The 16,992-nt window shown below is 45.4% G+C and carries 11 protein-coding genes; 1 reads left to right on the top strand and 10 read right to left on the bottom strand.

What is annotated here, in order from left to right:
* From JHD69_RS06025 to JHD69_RS06010, 4 genes are all read right to left on the bottom strand, one after another.
* Positions 1-475, bottom strand: a 475-nt coding sequence (locus tag JHD69_RS06025) for a CatA-like O-acetyltransferase (protein WP_199138325.1), incomplete at its 3' end; no start/stop codon positions are given.
* The gene (locus JHD69_RS06020; protein WP_199138323.1) at positions 472-1,164 is read right to left on the bottom strand and encodes an HAD family hydrolase; all 693 of its coding nucleotides are present in this window, start codon (positions 1,162-1,164) and stop codon (positions 472-474) included. The genes JHD69_RS06025 and JHD69_RS06020, both read right to left, overlap by 4 nt.
* Positions 1,165-1,332: 168 nt before the next feature.
* Positions 1,333-2,055, bottom strand: a complete 723-nt coding sequence (locus tag JHD69_RS06015; RefSeq protein ID WP_233165739.1) for a LytR/AlgR family response regulator transcription factor — start codon at positions 2,053-2,055, stop codon at positions 1,333-1,335.
* A 1-nt stretch (position 2,056) separates the two neighbouring features.
* The gene (locus JHD69_RS06010; RefSeq protein WP_199138319.1) at positions 2,057-3,106 is read right to left on the bottom strand and encodes a sensor histidine kinase; all 1,050 of its coding nucleotides are present in this window, start codon (positions 3,104-3,106) and stop codon (positions 2,057-2,059) included.
* Positions 3,107-3,308: 202 nt separating this feature from the next.
* On the opposite strand from JHD69_RS06010, the gene JHD69_RS06005 reads away from it, so the two are divergent.
* Entirely contained in the window at positions 3,309-5,687 is a 2,379-nt protein-coding gene (locus JHD69_RS06005) for an outer membrane beta-barrel family protein (RefSeq protein WP_199138317.1), read from the top strand.
* A gap of 168 nt (positions 5,688-5,855) precedes the next feature.
* Here the strand turns inward: JHD69_RS06005 and JHD69_RS06000 are convergent, their stop codons facing one another.
* The 6 genes from JHD69_RS06000 to JHD69_RS05975 all read right to left on the bottom strand — a co-directional run bounded on the left by JHD69_RS06000 (position 5,856) and on the right by JHD69_RS05975 (position 16,979).
* A complete protein-coding gene (locus JHD69_RS06000) occupies positions 5,856-7,619 on the bottom strand; it encodes a hypothetical protein (protein ID WP_199138315.1) in 1,764 nt (587 codons plus the stop codon).
* Positions 7,620-7,624: 5 nt separating this feature from the next.
* Positions 7,625-10,444, bottom strand: coding sequence for a M16 family metallopeptidase (locus JHD69_RS05995; RefSeq protein ID WP_233165738.1), 2,820 nt, complete (start codon positions 10,442-10,444; stop codon positions 7,625-7,627).
* A 10-nt stretch (positions 10,445-10,454) separates the two neighbouring features.
* Entirely contained in the window at positions 10,455-10,922 is a 468-nt protein-coding gene (locus tag JHD69_RS05990) for a hypothetical protein (RefSeq protein ID WP_199138314.1), read from the bottom strand.
* Positions 10,923-10,924: 2 nt separating this feature from the next.
* The gene (locus JHD69_RS05985) at positions 10,925-12,382 is read right to left on the bottom strand and encodes a RagB/SusD family nutrient uptake outer membrane protein (RefSeq protein WP_199138313.1); all 1,458 of its coding nucleotides are present in this window, start codon (positions 12,380-12,382) and stop codon (positions 10,925-10,927) included.
* Between the two features lie 17 nt (positions 12,383-12,399).
* Positions 12,400-15,588 carry a SusC/RagA family TonB-linked outer membrane protein gene (locus tag JHD69_RS05980; RefSeq protein ID WP_199138312.1) on the bottom strand — a complete coding sequence of 1,063 codons (3,189 nt, stop codon included), beginning with the start codon at positions 15,586-15,588 and terminating at the stop codon, positions 12,400-12,402.
* 233 nt (positions 15,589-15,821) lie between these two features.
* Positions 15,822-16,979 carry a FecR family protein gene (locus JHD69_RS05975; protein WP_199138311.1) on the bottom strand — a complete coding sequence of 386 codons (1,158 nt, stop codon included), beginning with the start codon at positions 16,977-16,979 and terminating at the stop codon, positions 15,822-15,824.
* Positions 16,980-16,992: the final 13 nt, after the last annotated feature.

Here is a 16,992-nt window from a genome sequence, read left to right as displayed (position 1 = left end):
CCCACACCCACACATGTCGTGGTTCGTCGGCAGCGTCAGATGTGTATAAGAGACAGGCCGAAATGTGGATTACATTATCTCCGGAACCCGCAGGTACCAAACCTGTTGAGTTTTGAACTCTGGTAATTTCTTTTTTTGCTCCTGCTTGAAAAACTTCGAAATCAGGGGCGTAATCGATATAAGAAAAGCCAAAAGTGCCGTCGGGGCGATTGATAACTGCTGAAGCATTCACCTGATCATAAATGTAAATCTGGCCATCTTCAATCCTTAGCCTAAAATTTTCTACAGCATGAGCAGCTACCATCGCTTGGTGTAAATAATAAAGGAAGAATCCCATCCCTTCTTTTTTGCATTTATCGTATGCAATGGTACAGTCGATTTCCACTACTACTCCAAAAAAAGGTTCTTCAAAACGGTTAAAAAAATTGAAATGATCTTTTCTTGGCCAATTTTCTAGATCTAGAAGTTGTTTCATTTTTTTAAGAGGCTTAATACATCGGTAATGGTTTCGGCTGAAGTAAAATTGTCGTGCGCTATCATATTTTCAACTTTCTCATGCTCCCAAGTTATGTGATAAGGCACATGTACGGCATAACCGTCAAGTTGTAGCACGGGTAAAATATCAGATTTAAGTGAATTACCGATCATTAGGAAATCGCTCGGCTGGCAGTCGAGGTGTTTCAGGAGCTTGAGGTAGTCTTTTTCCTTTTTATCGCTCATGATTTCGATATGATGGAAATATTTTTCCAAACCTGATTTTTGTAACTTTCTCTCCTGATCCAACAAATCGCCTTTGGTAGCCACTACCAAGCGGTATTCGCCTTTTAAACTTTGCAAAACCTCTTCAACCCCCTCTAACAGCTCAACAGGCTTGTTCAGCAGTTCTTTGCCCAATTCGATGGCTTTGTTGACCACGGCTATGCTGGCGGTATTTTCGGTTACCACGGCAATGGTTTCAATCATCGAGAGCATAAAGCCCTTAATGCCATAGCCGTATAACGACAGGTTTCTGATTTCTACCTGAAATAGTGCTGAAGCCGTGCTGTGCATGGGCAGGTAATCTTGCAGCAGGGCACAAAATTTGTCTTCGGCTTCTCTAAAATAAGGCTCGTTAACCCAAAGGGTATCGTCGGCATCAAATGCGATGACTTGGATGTTTTTCATGGTTATTGGTGCTTTTTAGCGCGGTAAATTTAGAGATTTCGGTTTACAATTAACAGTTTACAGTGAACAATTAACAGTTGGCAGGTTTCAGTTGAAGGTGCAAAAAGAGGCGTCCTTGCGCGTCATGCATGGCAGAAAATCTACTGCTCAGCTTGGCTCATCAAAAAGTTACTTCGAAAGCTTTAATTTTTCCAATAAACGGTCCTTGTACGTATCGCTTACCGGAATAAGCTGGTTGTTGATGGCTACACGGCCACGTTCGATGAAGCTGATCTTATCGAGCGAAATGACATAGGATTTGTGGATGCGCATAAACTGCTCGGCTGGCAATTGCTCTTCCAGCGATTTCATACTCTGCAAGGTAAGCAGTTGCTCGGTAAGGGTATGGATAACCACATAATCACGGGCACCTTCGAGGTAGTAGATGTCGTTGAGCCCTACCTTAACCAATCGATAATCGGTTTTGACAAAAATAAACTGGTTGACCGGTGGTGCAGCATTTGTGGCCAAACTTGGATTAGCCAAGGCGTTGAACCGTTCCTGCGCTTTTTCTATGGCCAGCCAAAAACGCTCGAAAGTAATGGGTTTTAAGAGGTAGTCGACCACGTGATGGTCGTAACTTTCGAGGGCATATTCGCCATAGGCCGTAGTAACGATAACCATACTCTTTTTTTGGAGGATTTTCATAAACTGCATGCCCGACAGCTCCGGCAGCTGCATATCTAAAAAAACGAGGTCTACGGTTCCGTTTTTAGCCAATGCGAGTGCGGTTAAGGGATCGGAAGTTGCGCTAACTAAGTTTAAACCGGGCGTTTTGTCAATGTAGTCGCTCAGCAGGGCCAAGGCCAGGGGTTCATCGTCAACTACCAGACAGTTAATCGTTTTATCCAAATTATTCATGTAGTTTCATCTGTAGCGCTATGGTATACTGGGTGTCCGAATCAGCAATGTGCAAAGTTTGGTGGTTTGCATAGGTCAGTTCCAGGCGTTTTTTGACATTGGCTAGGCCAATGCCTCCGGTTTCGTCTTTGTTAAAGTTACCTTTTTTGTTGCTGACCTTCAAATTAAGCATCTGGTCCACCAGTTCCAACTCGATTTGCAAAGGCATAGCCACATCCTTCAGGTCGCCGTGTTTAAAGGCATTTTCAACAAACGGGATGAGCGTTAAAGGGGCTATTTTAAAGGCACAGTTAAAAGGGACATTTATTTTTAACTCATAGGCAGGCTTAAAGTCATAGCGCATCAGTTGCAGGTCGATGAAATTACGCAGGTACTGCACTTCCTTAAGCAGGGGCACCCACTCTTCTTTTTCGTAAAGCATGTAACGCAGGAGTTCGGAAAGCTTGCTGATGGAATCCAAGGCTTTGTCAGAGCCCTGATAAACGAGCGTATATACATTGTTAAGGCTGTTGAACAGAAAATGGGGATTGATCTGCGAACGCAGAAAAGAAAGTTCTGCCTGCCGGTTCTGCAGCAACAGTTCACCCTGTTTTTTCTGGTTGTAGGCCGAAAACTGGATAAAGAAAAATACGATGCCGAAGGCGCTGTAATAAATGGTGAAAAAGATGTTGTCTAAAAAATAACGAATAGGGGTACGCATATTGGCGCTGTAGTTATGCTTGCCGGTAAGTTCGAAATAGATAACTTCCTGCATCAGGTAGCGAAAACAGATCATCAGCGGAATAGCCACCGCCAAAAACACGATGACAGCGCGTACTTTCTGTTGCTTTTGATAAAAGAAAAAGAAAAAAACAGCATAGGCAAAGGTGGTACAAGCCAGCCAGGTGAGAAAGTAAAAGGGATAGGAAATGGCTCTTGCACCAAAAATAAATTTGAAAATAGGCATGCCGCTGCCAACATAATTGCCAATGGCCCAGGCGATTTCCTGAAAGTTATAGAAAAGGAAAAAGCCCAAAAAGAGCCATAGCCATTTGAATTTCATAGCTAAAGGTAAGCGCTTTGCTTCGATGTTTGATACCCAAATCTGTGATTGTCGTGTTTTCGTCTGCGAAAGTGTCCTTTGCCTCTGCAAAAGCTTTGCGGTTGAAATGCTGGCTTTTGCAGAACAAAACTACCCAATGGAGGATTTGATACTTTTTTCCAGATACTGCCTACTACTTTAGGGCAACCAATCAAATCAACAAATGAAACAATTTTTATTAGCCTTATGGCTTTTTCCCGGCATGCTATGGGCACAGCAGGGCATTTTAACCGGAAAAGTAACCGGTAAAGACAGCCTCGTTTTAGTAGGGGCAACAGTTAACCTGTACGAAGAAAACAGCAACAGGCAGCTGCAGCGCCTCCTGACCAACAGCAAAGGCGAATTTTCGCTTAGCCTGCCCAAGCAACCTGCCTATGTGGTGGTTTCGTATTTGGGCTATATGGCCTACACAACCAAGGCCGTATCGGGCACCCATCTGCTTATCAACCTGAAAGAACAAGCCCAGCAGCTGCAAGCAGTGGCCGTTAACGGCAATAGGCCTTTTGTAGAACAGCAGTTTGACCGTACGGTTATTCATGTTGACGGCAACTTGAAAGCCGGAAGCAATACGATAGAGATCCTGAAAAAGTTGCCTGGCGTGGTCCTCCTCAACGAAACGGAACTCAAACTCGAGGGCAAGAGCGTAGAGGTAATGCTCGATGGAAGATTAACAAGGCTTGGCGGACAGGAGCTCATCCAGTTGTTGTTGGCTACCAGCCCGGCCAACATCGGCAAAATAGAACTTATCCCTATGCCCTCGGCAAAATATGATGCGCAAGGTGGCGGACCAATCATCAATATCAAAACACTCAAGCGGACCAAGCCTGGCTACGATTTGAATTTGGGTTTGGCAACCGGCCATGGCTGGAAATATTGGAATGGCAATAGCGCGTTGTTTGGCTTTAATGTGAGGCAAAAAAACGATTTCCTCTATGGCAGCTACAGCTATTCGTTTGGCCGGCAATCGCAACAGATAGACCGCAATACTTATCTAAACGAAATTGGTACCGAGTTGCGCGATAAGGAAGTGTATCGGACACCATGGTTTGGCCATAATTTGAGATTGGGCTGGGATCATTTCTTGAATAAAAACGATGTAGTCGGCATATTGGTTACGGCCAATAGCGGTGCATATAATCCTGAACTGACAACCGAAACGCGCATACAGCAATTGCATGGCAATAGGGCTGATTCGTTGCGGCTGAACCATGCCGATAACAGCCGGCTGAACAAGGGCATTAACTTTAACCTAAACTACAAAAAGCTGTTGGATTCGGCCAAAAGACAGGAGCTAAGCATGGACTTGGATGTAGGTTTGTTTAAACTGAACACCGATAACCATTTAGATCTTTTGCTGCAGTTGCCCAGCGGACAGGCCCTGGCACCCGATCAGCTCTTTTTGCAGGATGGCCAAACTTGGTCGGGCATCTATAGCTATAAGGCCGATTACAGTCGGCAACTCTACAAAGGTAGTTTAGAATTGGGCACTAAAGCTAGTTATGTAGACTTAGACAATGAATTCAGCTCGCGGTATCGTACGGGCAACGGCTCTTTTGCAGATTTGGGCAGCAATGATTTCCGCTACCGCGAGACGTTGCTGGCCGCTTATGCCAGTACGCGGCAAACCTGGGGCAAGTTTACCGCGCAGGTGGGCCTGCGTGCCGAACAGACTTTTACCAACGGCCACTCGCTTACTTTGGATAGTTTGGTGAAACGGAGTTACCTTAACCTATTTCCCAATGTGATTTTGGGCTATAAGCTTGGCCAACAAAGCTTTTCATTGTCGTATGCACGCCGTATCGGCAGACCAAGCTACAGCTACCTCAATCCATTTGCCATTTACCGGAATGCTTATTCGGTATCGCGGGGCAATCCTTACCTCAATCCTTCTTTTTCGGATCAATGGCGGCTTGGGCTTAACCTTAAAAACGGACTTTCGTTTGCTTTGTCGTACAGCTTTGTAAACAATGTCATCAAAGACTTGCAGGTGGTTGATAACCAAACCAAAATTACCACCAACCTGAAAGCTAACCTGCATACCAATAACAATACCGCGCTGTATGTTACCTATGCCCGTCAGTTTTTCAAGGTTTGGGACTTTAACGTAAGCATGGGTTCTTCTTTAAATAGCTACCGGTTCGATTATCAAAATCAAATGGTAGAAGTTAAGCAATGGGCTGCTACAGCCAACATGAACAGTCATTTTAAACTGTCAAGCCAATGGTATGCCGATTTGAATTTTTATGGAAGTACCAAAGTTACTTATGGCAACCAAGTTAACCTGCCTTTTTATACGGTAGGCGCTGGAATTGGCAAGAGCTTATGGAAAAACAAAGCTACCTTGGCGTTGAGCGCGAACGATATCTTTTTTAGCTCGATCCAAAAAGGCATAGCCGATTATGGAAACTACCAAAGCGATTATGCGAGCCGTTACGATAGCCGAAGTTTTAAGCTGAGCTTTAATTATCGTTTTGGCAATTCGAAAGTGGAGGTGCGTAAACGGAATTCGGGTTCGGCTGAAGAACAGGGGAGGAATCAGTAGATATTCGGCAGTTCTTTCTTGTAGTCCATCATTCTTGTTTAGGCAAGTCTAGCTACCTCAGGCGATGAAAAATATAAACTTTTCTTTGTTTATGCTGCACCTAAAATTAAAAAACCCATCCGAAATGTTTCGAGATGGGTTTTAACCAGATAGCTACTAACCTATTTACTATTTGGCATATTTGTAAACAACTGTCCTGTTGTCGCTGGTAATGCTGGCTACAAGGTAAACAGTTCCATCGCTTGCAACCTGCATGTCGAATTCGTTTACTTTTTCGCTGATTACCTTTCTTTCGGTATTCCAGTTGTTGGTGTTCTTGTTGAAGGTTTTGACCAGAAGCGAAGAAGCATTGGCATAGGCAAAATACAAGGTGCCATCTGCATCTACGCATAAGGCAAATTTGTCTTTTTCGCCACCGCTAGAAACTGCATTGCCCAGTTCTTGCCATGTATTGGCTTCTTTGTTGTACTTCATTACGTGGTTTAATCGGCCTGATGACGGTGCAACCTGATAAGCGAGATAGGCATTACTGTTCTTGTCAACTGCGATGCTGACACCTTGGAAGCCGACTAATCCATCGGGCGCCGTGAATGAGGTTGGTCCAACTGGTGCCCAGGCATTGTTCTCGTATTTGAAAAGCGATGGCTTGTTCGAACCTGTTGTCCTGTCCATAACGCCCACATAGATGTTGCCATCTAAGCCCTTGATAATTTGGTCATAGAAAACAACTATTCCGCCTGGTGGGGTCATAGCATTCCAGCTTGAGCCATTGAAGCCAGCTACATACAAGCCCCTTGCCGGAATGCCACTGTTGTCTGTTCCGTTTTTGGCCATCGAAACCATTGGCATATCGTTTTTGGCAATAGCCAGCGATAGGTAATCGACCTTTACGGGCGAGAATCGGCTTGTGCCCACTACAGACCACGCCGTACCATTATATTTAAGTACGGTTGCTTTATTATCGCTGTTGAGATAATCCTTGTAGCCAACATAGAGCGTTCCCTCACTGTTAAAGGCGATGCCCGGTACATCGGCCCTGAAGTCGGAAATACCGGTAGTGTTACCCAAATTACTCCAAGCAGTGCCATTGTAGCCAATTACGGCTACTTTCCTGTTGTCGGTTGGAATGGCTATTCCGCTCTCGTCTTTACCAGTACGTTGGTAAATAAAGTAAGGGTTGTTGCTGAATGGATGAATGGCCATCCTGATACCCGATGCGGTTACCAAGCCCGTGAGGTTATCGCCAACCAGGCTCCACTGGCGACCAAGAAAATACGTAGAAACGGTAAAGTTGATCGGCGTAGGAAAATTGGCATCGCTAAACTGATAAATTACCGGAGTGGTAAAATCGTTGACTGTTTTTTTGCTTTCCTGTACCACGGCACCAACTTTTAAAGTGGCGCCTGTTGTCGTTTCGAAACGGGCTACAAGCGTAGTGAGGTTTACGGTTTCTGGCAACCCCACTTCAATAGCCATGCCCCTGATTACACCCACATAGTTTTGAATTAAGCCTGGGTTGTCGTCCATGTAAAAGCCAAAAGACTTAATGGCCGATTTTTTGGTTACGCGAACACTGTAGCTGCGGGTGCTTTTGTCTTCCGCTTTTACGGTATAGGTAATTGGTTGGGTAAAATCGTTGGCACTTACGCCATTTTCCTGTACCATTTTGCCTACCTGTACAATGGTACGGGCATTATCTAAGGTAAAGCTTGCCTTGAGGTTAGTTACATCAACTTCTGTAGGCAGTTCTACCACAATTTCGGCATCAGCAATGGTGCCTACATATTGCTTTTCGACACCCAATGCATCCTTAACCAAGAATTTAAAAGAGGTAAATCCCTTGTTGTACATTACAGGGTCTTTTTTACAGGCCCCTGCCAGGCCAACGATTGCCAACAAGAGCAACCAGGTGATTTGCTTTATATTTTTCATGTCTGTTAATTTAGTTTCTTAAAGTTTTCCGGCATCAATACGGCCTTGATACCTGGGGTTTCTATCATATATTTTTTGGCATAGGCCGATATCATGGCCGGTGTAATGCTGTTGATCATTTTTTCATAATCGTTAAAGAAGCTGTAGTCTTTAAAGCCGAAATAGAACTGGTTTCTTAGCGACGAGCTCCAGAACAGGTTTTTGCCTGCCTGTTTTTTATAGCTGTCAAGCTGTTGTACTTTGATGTTGACCAAATCGCTCAGGAAGTAATTCGGATCATCGGCCACCTTTTTAACCTCCAACTGTGCCTGCTTAATCAGGAAATCGGCCATTTCTGGTGCACAGCTAAACGAAATGCGCGACCTGATCAGCGGCGAAGGGATACTTGTTGAGGAAATGGAAACGCCAACGCCATAAACGCCAGAATTTTCTTCGCGCAGGTTGAGGCGCAATTTCACTTTAAGCACTTCCTGCAGCAGCGTTTGCACCAAAATTTCCGGGTAATCGTAATTAACTTTGTTGCTTTGGTAAAACAGGTTAACGGTGCTTTTGGGAGCTTTACCTGCATACACCAGGATGTCTTTGGCGGTATCACCACCAACAGGACCTTTGTACTCGAATTTTTTGTTGTAACTGCCCGCCGGAAGACCACCAATGTACTGCTCGATCAAAGGTTTGATGCTATCGAGGCTAAAGCCGCCCACCATGACAAACTGAAAATCTTTGGCCGAACCGAAACGGCTCTTGAAAATCGGCAGGATATCTTTAAAGCGGAGCTCTTTGTTGATACGTTCTGCAGAAACGTCTGAAGCATAATCATCATCGCCCTTCAACAACTCGGCAATGGCTTTGTTGTAGTCGTAAGTGGGCGAGAGCTTGTTGTTGTCGAGCCTTTCGATAGTTTGGCGCTTGGCCTGCTCAAAAGTCAGCGAATCAGCATTTGGATATACCCATTTCAGGTACATGAGCTGAAACATGGTTTTGGCATCTTTCCAGTCGGCACTGCTTACTACGCCTTCGCGGGTGGTCGATAAGATCAAGGTTGAAGAAGCCGAATTGCCCGCCAAGAACTCCGTCAGCGCTCTTCTGCTAAACTCGCCCGCACCACTGAGGCCGGTAACTGCTTTTACAAATTGCGAAGTTACAAATTGTGTCGAATCCAAAGCATAGATTCCACCTGCCCTGAAGCCCGAAAGCGAAATGTAGTTTTTCTTTTCGTCGGTGGTTTTAAGGTATACCGTAGTTCCGTTTGATAAGGTCCATTTGGTTACGCCAATGGCATCTATTTTTTCTTCCTTAACCACTTTTCCTGGCTTTGGCTCTTGTGCCAACAAGGTTTTGGGTATGGTGATGCTGTCTTTCCAAGGTGCTACCTTTTGACTGGCAGCTTTGGCCAACATGGTTTTTAGCTGGGCTACGGTTGGCAGGTTTTTGGCATCTTTTTCGGGTGCGGTCAACAAAACTACCGTGTTTCCTTTTTGACTTACGCTTTTCAAAAAGCTGATGATAGCCAAGGAGTCGATTTGTGGCGCATATTTCAGGGCCAAACGGTTTCTTTCGGCTTTGGCCAGCATGGTAGTACCGTTGTAAAAAACATCGTGGATTTCGTTTACATAAGTCTCTGATTCCGTTTTGTCTTCGGTGGCCATGGTTCGTTTAATGGTGGCGATGTATTCGTCCCTCATCTTTTTCACTTCGTCGGCGGTAAAACCGTAGCGCGTAATTCTTTGGACTTCGGTTAGGTATTTGGCAATTCCCTCGTTAATCTGGTCGTGGAATAGCGAAACCCCACCAGATACGATACCGTTTTTCAGAACCAGGTTGCTTACCGAAAAACTGCCTTCCTTAAAGTCGTTTTGCAACTGAGAGATCCTGCTGAAGCGGTTTTTGACCAAGGCATTGAAGAAGGAACGGATCAATTGGTTCTTGTAGTCGGCTTCGGTTTGGATGCCTTTAAACGAGCTGATCTTATTGAAAAAGCTCAAATCGATGGAAGAGGCTTCCTTATCGGTAAGGATAGAAAACAAGGTGTCTTGGTGTGCCGGAAGCTCATAGTACAGCCTCGGTGCCTTGCTTTTGGCCTTGTACTGGCTAAACTCGGTTTTGATATAGTGCTCTACCTTTTTAGGGTCTATATCGGTTACCACGGCAATAGACATCAAATCGGGCCGGTACCATTTTTCATAAAAGTCGACAATACGCTGGCGCGGGAAGGTTTTCAAGATGTCGACCTTGCCAATAGGCAGGCGCTCGGCATAGCGCGATTTGTTGAAGAGCACGGGCAGGTATTGTTCACGTAAACGGTTGTCGGCACCTTGCTTGCTGCGCCATTCTTCAATCACCACGCCCCGTTCCTTGTCAATTTCATTCTTGTCGAAAGTAACGCCAAAGGCCCAATCGCCCATAATGTCTATGGATTTTTCCAGGTTCTTTTCGTCGTCGGTATTGATGCTAATTTTGTACACGGTTTCGTCGAAACTGGTATGGGCATTCAAATCGGCGCCAAATTTTACACCTTTTGATTCCAAAAATTCGATTACATCATTTTTCGAGTAGTGCTTGGTGCCGTTAAAGGCCATGTGCTCTATAAAATGGGCCAATCCCTGCTGGTCGTTTTCCTCTTGCAGCGAACCGGCATTTACAAAAAGCCTGAGCACCGAATTGCCTTTTGCCTTGTCGTTTTTGTAGATGTAATAGGTGAAGCCATTGGGCAGTTTTCCGGTCACGAGGTTCGGATTCTGCTTCAAGGGCTGTGCATAGGCAATACCCGTTGCAAATAGCAGCAATAGGCTTAGTAATCCTTTAAAATTCATTTGCTTAGTCATCTGTTCTTTCTTATTTTTTAGTGATTACCAATTGTCTTTGTAACTGGTCTGGACCGGGTAGGCCCATGGTATAGTTTTTAGTATTGCTGATTAACTTAATGATGATACGGTTGTCTTTGGTGGCATCAACCGGCGAATCTTTCCATTGAATGGTAATCGGACGCTCAAAAATCCCCTGTGGAAAAGTGAGCTTGTTGCCTTTGGTCACGAATTCGAAATCGCGGCCTTCCTGCAAGCCATTGCCTACCGTAATTTCGTAGGTTACGTCGATGGGTTCGAATTGGAGTTCTGCACTGAGGTAAACATTGTAGTTCACCACGTCTTTACGGTTCGAAAGTACATCTACGGCACTTTGGTTATCGACCATGATGTGAAAAAATGGATGGTTGTATGGCGTGGTTTCTTTTTTGCAAGCCGAACTCAGCATTAAAAAAACCAAGCAGAGCATTGCGGCAAAGGATGTTGTTTTTCTTTTCATGACTAATTGGTATAGGCAGGGTTTTGAATAATCGATTTGTTGGCGTCTATTTCCTTGGCAGGGATAGGTAAAACATACCTGCTGTTAGGATAGTTGAAGCTGCAGGTATTGGCATTGCAGTCGGCACCGCGTTGCAGGTTCTCCTTGCGGCGGGCCAGGTCAAAGAAGCGGTGGTTTTCAAAACAAAGCTCCCGGTTGCGTTCGTTGGCAATCTGTTTGTACAAGTCGTCGTTAGAGCTGTAGGTAATGGTAATGGTACGGCTTGGGTGCGCCCTTTGCGAAATGATACGCAGGTCTTCGGCAGCCTCGGCATAGCGTTGCAATTGCCATTTGGCCTCGGCACGGTTCAAATAAACTTCCGACAGCCTGATGACTTGGATTACCTGCGGAGTGATAGAAGTTACGGTGCCATCGCCATATTTTTTGGTCACCGATTTGCCGGCATTATCGCCCGAAATCGGAATGGTAAACATTTTGGTCAACCTGATGTCGTCGCCGTCGAAGAAATTGGTCAGCTTGGCTGCCGTATTGTATTGGGCGCCAACAGCATCCGAGTAAACGGTGTAAATGCTCGAACCATTAGACGTAAGGCCTTTGTTGCTGAGCAGAAAAATGCTTTCGAGCTTGGTAGCGGCATTATCGGCTGGGTAGGTGTTAAATACCGAGAAATATTCGCTGTTGCTGGCCAGTTTGTAGTTGGTGTCGTTAATCACCAGGTTGGCATAGGCAATGCTTTGTTCCCAATCGCCCTTGTACAGGTATACTCTCGATAATAGGGCCAGTGCAGCCTGGTAACTCATCGCCGCCTGTGTGGTATGGTTGGTATGTTGCTGCAGCAGCGGCAGGGCATTGCTCAGGTCAGTAATAATCTGCGCATAGGTTTCCTTCATGGTTTTGCGTGCCACGGCCTCGCCAGGATTTGGGGTTTTAAGTACTACCGGAATGCCTAAATGAGAGGCATCTGAAGTATAGTTGTAAGGCTGCGCATAAACCAGGCTCAGGTTCAGGTGGCACAAGGCTCTTAAAGCCAAACTTTGACCATAAATCGAATCGAGTGTTTTGGTTTGTGACGGAAATTTAGACTTCAGTTCGGGAATGGCATTGATGATGTTGTTGATGTTGTTGATGGCTCCGTAGCCATTGAGCCAAAGATCGCCAACAGCCAAGGCATCGTCGCTGGCTACGCTCTGAAAATTGAACTGAGGGAGCAGTACATTCGCCTTGGTACCGCGAATAACATTGTCTGAAGCGATATCGGCATACAGGCCAAACGAGGTTTTGTAATAGGAAAGCATCAAATTGTAGACCCCGCTCATGGCTTTGTTGGCCCCTTCCACGGTTTCGAACAAGGTGATTTTTCCGGTTTTTCCGATAGGCTCTTTCTCCAGAAACTTTTTGCAGGAAGCCAAAGCGATACAGGCTATGGCCAATAAGGTTAAAATATAGGTGTTTCTTTTCATTTCAGTATCTTAAAATCTTATAAGCCAACAGTTAAACCAAATGACAGGGTCAAAGGCTGCGGGTAGGCATTAAATGAATTTTTGTAATCGTTTCTGTTCGATGGCGTTGCATAAGGTGTCCAAAAACCTACGTTGTCTGCCTGGAAATAAACATTGGCCCTTTGCAGCTTGATCTTGCTGAGCCATTTTTTGGGAAGGCCATAATTCAAGCTGATGTTTTGCAGGCGCAAGCTTGTTTTTTTATGCAGGAAACGGGTAGAGTTACGGCCGTTATTCGCATTCTCGTACAGCACGGATTTTGGAATGTTGCTCAGGTCGCCAGGTTCTCTCCAGCGGTCGAGCAGGTTGGTCGACTGGTTGTCGTCGGCCAGATTTCTGCCATCCGATTCGGCATCGCGTTGCAAGTCGCTAAAAGCGTAGCCGCCCACATTGTAAATAAGCAGTGCCGACAGCGTAAAATCCTTGTACTGGAAATGGTTAGTCATACCACCATAAAAATCAGGCGTACTAGAACCTACAATTACACGGTTGTTCAGGTCGAAAACCTTGGTAATGTTGCCGTTTCTATCGTACCAAAGCGGGCCGCCATCGCGTGGGTCTACACCCGCCCAACGGATCAGGTAAAATGCATTGGCATCCTCGCCTTCACGCCTCATGGTCAGGTCAAGCACCTTGTCATTGCCGTTGTAGAGTTTTAAGATCTTATTGTTGTTGTGAGCAATGTTGAAAGAAGTGGTCCATTGAAAGTTGTCCTTAATGATGTTTTGTGTATTCAAGGTCAACTCAACACCACTGTTTCTCACCGAGCCTACGTTTTGCAAAATCCGGGTAAAGCCGGTTGTGCGGGTTACGTCAACCGCATCCAAGATACCTTTGGTGGTATTGCGGTAAAACTCGATTTCCATCGAGATGCGCTTGAACAAGCCCAAACTCAAGCCCCCATTAATGAGGTAGGTAGTTTCCCACGAAAGCACTGGGTTTTCGCCCGAAGTCATAATGGCACCTTCCTGGCCATTATAAGCAGTGGTATTGGTAAAGCTGTAAATTCCTTTCGATTTGTAGGCCCCGATCCTCGAGTTGCCGTTGGTGCCGTAACTGATTTTAAGCTTGGCAAAATCGATAGGCTTAATGTGCCAGAATTTTTCGTTGCTGATGGTATACGAAGCACCTACCGAGTTGAAGGTTGCCCATTTCACGTCAGAACCAAAGTCGGAGTTGGCATCTCTACGGAAACTGCCCAAAACACTATACCTGTTGTCAAAGGTATATCTTGCTTGTCCGTAATAAGATACCCCAGTTTTTTCGGCTCCGGATGGAAGCGAAGTGGTTCGGGTAGCGTAATCTACGTTTCTCACCTGGTCATCAGGGAAGCCATAGCCTGTAACAGAGAACGAGTTGCGGTCTTCGCTCCTGGCTTCGGCACCCAATAGGGCAGAGATGGCATGGCGGTTAAATCGTTTATCGAAGTTGAGGCGTTGCTGGCTGTCCCAGTTAAAGTTTTTGCTGTTGCCCTTGTAGGCCATGCCTTCGCCACGCTCGCTAAAAGTATACATCGAGCCATAGATGTTTTCTCTGGTTTTGCCATAATCAATACCATTGGTACTGGTAAAAGTAAGCCAAGGCAAAATCCTGGCCGTGCCACCAATGCTGCCGGTTACTGCTACGGTACGTTGCCTGTCGTCATTCAGTTTGGCTTCTGCATAGGTGTTGTAAGGCTTTAGTACAAAAGAACCGTCAGGATTATAAATGCCGTCAATCGGCCTGTTTACAAAATAGGTGTCGCCCGGCGAAAATAGGTTGTTGACGTTGTAAGAAGCGCCTACTCTCAAGAAAAGGTCGATTGATTTATTCACTTTCTGGTCGATATTGGCCCTGGTTGAGAACCTTTGCGTTTCGTTGGCAATCATGATCGGCTTTTCGTTGAAATAGCCTGCCGAAACATAATACCTGGTTTTTTCGGTGCCTCCAGCAATCGAAAGATCGTGTTGCATGTTAACGCCGTTGCGAAAAAAAGTATTGTACCAATCGATACCTCCGGTGCCTAAATCAGGCATTTTGCTTGGATCTAAGGCCGTATTGTTTAAATAAGATTCGCGGTATAGCTCACGGTATTGGTCGGCATTCAATACATGGAAGCGGTTGTTGGTCAATACATTGATGCCGGTTCTGAAGCTATAGTCGACTGCCAATTTACCCGATTTTCCTTTCTTGGTGGTGATGAGGATTACCCCATTAGAGCCGTTTGCGCCATAAATTGAAGTGGCGGTAGCATCTTTAAGTACCGTGATCGACTCGATGTCGTTGGGATTGAGAAATGTCAGTGGACTGATGCTAGTCTGCGTACCCGGAATCATGTTGGTTTCATCGCCCGTGTTGTAAGGGATGCCGTCAATAACCCAAAGTGGGTCGTTAGAGGCGCTGAACGAAGCCTCGCCACGGATGCGACTTTGGAACCTTGGGCGCGCACTGCTAAGCGATGCGCCTTGTTGCTCGTATTGAAAACCAGCTACCAAACCCTCCAATAAAGCGTCTACCCGGTTTGATGGCTTGCGAACCAGGTCTTTGCTGGTTACCTGCGCAGCACTGCCAATCTGGTTCTCCTTTTTCTCGGAAGTGCCGTAAGCAGTAATGATTACCTCTTGCAATTCGCTGGCAGTTTGTAGTAACACTACATCAATTGAGGTTTGGCCGTTTACGGGAATTTCCTTGGTGCCATAGCCGATCAGGGTGAACACCAAAATGGCATCGGCTGGTGTCTTGATGGTGTAATTGCCATCGGCATCGGCAACCACGGCCTTTTTGGTGCCTTTAATGGCAATTACGGCGCCAGGCAAAGGCATATTGGGTGTTCCTGGGTCTTCTTTTGATCGCACCACGCCCTTAACGGTGATATCGTCGCGCTGCACTAAGGGCTTAGCCTCGGTAATGATCACCGTTTTATCGATAATGCGATAATCGAGCGCCTTGCCGGCGGTCATCTGTTTCAGGGCACTTTCAATCGTTGCTTCTTTGAGCTCGAGGCTTACCGTACCAGATTTTTTTAATACGGTTGCATCATACAAAAAGGAAAAACCACTTTGCTTTTTAATATCGGTGCATACGCTTTCTATGCCTGCATTGCGTACAGACAAGGTTATTTTTTGGGCAAAGCTCGATGCATGTACACCCAAACAACCAGCGATCAACAAGAAAATAGTTAACTTCATAACTAATAGTGTGGTTCTATTCAATAGTTTATACTTTCTCGGATACTTGCCGAGAAGGAAATGTTTCATATTTTTGTTTGTGTAGTTTTTAAATCGGTTTATTTCAATAATTTGTCGAAAGAACAAACACAAGTTGGGCCGGGAACATGGCGGTGTTCCCGGCTTTTTTGTGCCTCTTCTGTAATAGTTTGTTGTTTGTGTTTATGGCATAGTGTTGTTTAAGGGTTTGTTGGTTAAAAATTTACAGTTACAGTTCGGTCTTTAAGGTCAAATTGGGCACCGCTCACCGCGTTCAGCATTTGCAGTACCTGGTTGAGGCTTGCTTCCCTGCGGATATCGCCGCTATATTTTTTGGTGCCTGGGGTACCCTTGTATTCTATTTTAACATCGTACCAGCGGGCAATCTGGTCTAATATTTCGGTAATGCCGTCTTCATGGAAATAGAACATGCCTTCTTTCCAGGCTATCGACTTATAAGTATCTGCTTTTTGTACGTTCAGCACGCCATTGGCCACATTGGCTTCGTCGCCAGGCTTAAGGATGCCCTGGTCTTTTTCCGTCCTGATTTTGATGGCTCCTTCCAACAAGGTTGTTTTGGTGGTTTCTTCGCTGTAGGCCGAAATGTTGAAGTGCGTTCCGAGCACCTCCACTTCGGTTTTGTTGAATTTGACCACAAAGGGCAGGTCTTGGTTGTGGGCTACCTCAAAGTAGGCTTCTCCATCAAGTTCTACACGCCTGTCGCCTTTGTTAAAATTGTTCGAAAACCTGAGGCTAGAGGCCGAATTGAGAAATACTTTGGTGCCATCGGGCAGTATCATCTTGTATTCGCCGGCCTTTGGGGTTTTTAATTGGTTATAGCCGTTTTTTTGTCGGCCGGTATTTTTTACCCATAAAAAACCTTCTTTGGTGCCGAGGTTGGCATCTGTTTCCTGAGCTGTTTTGCCATTAAGAACCGTTGATGAGCCATCGGCTGCAATGAACTGGGCTTTCAGGCCTCCGGGTTTAATATCGTAGGTGTCGGTTTGTAAAGCGAGCACAGGCGTTTTTGCGCTTTGACTAGCCGTATATCGATAAAGACCAATTCCTGCCACCAGGAGAAGCATAGCCGCGGCGCCGTAACTTACGATTTTAATCCAGCTTAGCTTAGGCGATGGCTTCAAGTTCAGTTTATTGGAAAGCATGGCCCAATCTTTATCCGTATCTATCGCGTTGAAATAGTTGAGTTCTTCTTGTACGCTGGGCGTATCGCGGAAAGATTCTAAAAGCGTTATATTTTTAGGGTCGCTGGCTAGCCAAAGCTCAAAATCCTTGCTTTCTTGTTCAGAAAGTTCGTTTTTGAGGAACTTGGTCATCAGTTTGCCAATGAGTTCGGGGTCTTTTTGCGTTTTCATATTCTTAGGTAAG

It is taken from the genome of Pedobacter sp. ASV12, from assembly GCF_016429155.1.
Classification (GTDB): Bacteria; Bacteroidota; Bacteroidia; order Sphingobacteriales; family Sphingobacteriaceae; genus Pedobacter.
Note: the sequence above shows the minus strand (reverse complement) of the source record. Positions and strands in the feature narration are given on the sequence as shown.

Excerpts from the sequence above, each read along its gene's own strand:
- JHD69_RS05995 (WP_233165738.1), bottom strand. The coding sequence starts at position 10,444 with ATGACTAAGCAAATGAATTTTAAAGGATTACTAAGCCTATTGCTGCTA.
- JHD69_RS05975 (WP_199138311.1), bottom strand. The coding sequence starts at position 16,979 with ATGAAAACGCAAAAAGACCCCGAACTCATTGGCAAACTGATGACCAAG.
- JHD69_RS06005 (WP_199138317.1), top strand. The coding sequence starts at position 3,309 with ATGAAACAATTTTTATTAGCCTTATGGCTTTTTCCCGGCATGCTATGG.
- JHD69_RS06020 (WP_199138323.1), bottom strand. The coding sequence starts at position 1,164 with ATGAAAAACATCCAAGTCATCGCATTTGATGCCGACGATACCCTTTGG.
- JHD69_RS05990 (WP_199138314.1), bottom strand. The coding sequence starts at position 10,922 with ATGAAAAGAAAAACAACATCCTTTGCCGCAATGCTCTGCTTGGTTTTT.
- JHD69_RS06010 (WP_199138319.1), bottom strand. The coding sequence starts at position 3,106 with ATGAAATTCAAATGGCTATGGCTCTTTTTGGGCTTTTTCCTTTTCTAT.
- JHD69_RS06000 (WP_199138315.1), bottom strand. The coding sequence starts at position 7,619 with ATGAAAAATATAAAGCAAATCACCTGGTTGCTCTTGTTGGCAATCGTT.
- JHD69_RS05985 (WP_199138313.1), bottom strand. The coding sequence starts at position 12,382 with ATGAAAAGAAACACCTATATTTTAACCTTATTGGCCATAGCCTGTATC.
- JHD69_RS05980 (WP_199138312.1), bottom strand. The coding sequence starts at position 15,588 with ATGAAGTTAACTATTTTCTTGTTGATCGCTGGTTGTTTGGGTGTACAT.